2 protein-coding genes and 1 pseudogene are annotated in these 2138 nt (G+C 48.1%); all 3 read right to left on the bottom strand.

Going from position 1 to position 2138, the window contains the following annotated elements; all coding sequences use genetic code 11:
• Positions 1-857 (bottom strand): ABC transporter permease (locus K2I50_RS06750; RefSeq protein WP_301025481.1); only part of this gene is annotated, 857 nt, incomplete at its 3' end.
• Positions 858-879: 22 nt separating this feature from the next.
• The gene (locus K2I50_RS06745; protein WP_301025480.1) at positions 880-1602 is read right to left on the bottom strand and encodes an ABC transporter ATP-binding protein; all 723 of its coding nucleotides are present in this window, start codon (positions 1600-1602) and stop codon (positions 880-882) included.
• 103 nt (positions 1603-1705) lie between these two features.
• Positions 1706-2138: pseudogene (locus tag K2I50_RS06740) on the bottom strand (lipocalin-like domain-containing protein); the annotation flags it as partial.

Below are 2138 nucleotides of genomic sequence, written 5' to 3'. Positions count from 1 at the left end.
TAAGATCGGCGGCCGCGTAAGATGTTTATAAGAGACCGGTTCATAGCTGTCTGCTGACTCAAATAGTTGGCAAAACGATTCCATATCCATAGAGCGCTACGGTCATCGGGATGAAACGACTCAGAGCGGCCGATCGATTCACGGATAGACCGATCAATAGCATCGGCTTCCTCCTGTGTCGACATACCCTCGACATTGACGCGTATAGTACCGAGCACCTCGGAAAAACCGCTCATAGCCTTGGCACAGGTATAAGGGATAAATACGGAGGAAATCCAGCGATGCTCGTATGTACCGATTACCTTGAATGCAAGGCCATTGATATCGAGGATGCGTCCGATGGCACGCTGTGGCGAACCGAATAGAGTCGTTGCATTGCGCTCTTCAAGCACAACTACTTTTGAAGCATCGTTTACATCCCGGTCGTTGATAAAACGGCCATTGGTAACTTTCAGCTGCTCTTCCTTCTGCATAATCGGGTATACGCCCGAGTATGTGGAGGATATGCTTGAGCTATCGCTCCGCATCACAACGGTGTTGCCTTCAAGTATACCTGACACGGCCGAAACATTGTCGACAATATCATGACGCAAGGCCTCCATATCACGCTCCCTTAATGATATTGAACGTCCGGCGCCCAATCCATTAAAAGGCATAGATGTACGACCGCTCCAGAGTTGCAGCACATTGCTGGTCTGGCTCATAGGTGAATCCTCAAAAGCCGTACGCACGCCCTTTGCAAAACCAAGCAACACAATAAGCATGAATATACCCCACGCGACAGCGATGCCGGTAAGTATGGTGCGCAACTTGTTGGTGCGCATGGTCTGCAATATTTCGTTGAAAAGATCAAACATAGTCAAAGATTACTTTTCGGCTCTAAGCACCCGGAGCCTCAGAATGTGCATCCACAGTCTTTTTATTATCCATGCCGGAAATATCATCGGGGATGATGAGTCCGTCGGATATACGTATAATACGATTGGTCTGAGCACCCACTCCCGGGTCGTGAGTCACAATCACAGTTGTCATACCCTCGTCATTGAGCTGACGGAATATCTTCATCACCTCGACAGAAGTCTTGCTGTCAAGCGCACCGGTAGGCTCATCGGCCAAAATGATGGCAGGATGGGTGATAAGTGCGCGGGCAATCGCCACACGCTGTTTCTGTCCTCCGGAAAGCTCGCTCGGCAGATGATGTGCCCACTCGCGTAGTCCCATACGGTCGAGCTGCTCTATGGCCATAGCATTGCGCTTGCGGCGCGATACTCCCTGGTAGAACAACGGTAGCGCCACATTCTCGACAGCATCCTTATAGCTGATAAGATTGAATGACTGGAATACAAAACCGATAAGATGGTTACGCAAATCGGCAGCAGCATTCTCACCAAGATTACGGATAAGCCGGTTGTCAAGCACATATTCTCCAGAATCATAATTATCCAGGATACCGAGAATATTGAGCAACGTTGATTTTCCTGAGCCGGAAGCGCCCATGATACTTACCAGTTCACCCCGTTCAATATCGAGGTTGATGCCCTTGAGCACGTGAAGCGGCACGGCTCCGGGATAGGTCTTATGTACGTCTTTTAAATGTATCATACGTCTGATAGATGCGACAACAATGCAAAAGGTTGCACAAAAGTGCAACCTTTTTTAGTATTATAAAGTAAATATATGTTAAAATTTATGACATCAGCTTATTCTATCGCTGTTTAGTCATGGCAAATCCGGCTTCCATTCCGTCGAATTGCTGAAGCACGGAATTTAAAGCAGACAATGACGTGCTGCCGGCAAACTTGGCGACAGTATTGACCAAAGCCATCAGTTTGGTAGTATCAAATGTAACAGTCATGCGTCCGGCGACGATTGACACATGGGCCGTATAGCTGCCAAGGGGAATCTTTTTAAGCGCAGTAAATTTAAACAGAATTTCTCCTGCCTCACTGCCCTGCTCTATTGTACCCGAAAGCGACAGGCGTGAGCTCTTCATCGTAAAACTTTTGTCTTCCGCAACAGTAAGGGTCATGCCATCGAAGCCTATCATCTTGTACTACTCCGGCAGTTTCTGTTCTACGGCAGCCGAGGCAGCAGCACCACCTGCTTTTTTCAGCAAATCATCGCTTTTGAAGGCTACT

Origin of the sequence: Muribaculum sp., assembly GCF_029051885.1 — a bacterium.
In the GTDB taxonomy this organism is placed as follows: Bacteria; Bacteroidota; Bacteroidia; order Bacteroidales; family Muribaculaceae; genus Muribaculum.
The sequence above is the reverse complement of the archived record's forward strand: the minus strand, read 5'-3'. Positions and strand labels throughout refer to the sequence as shown.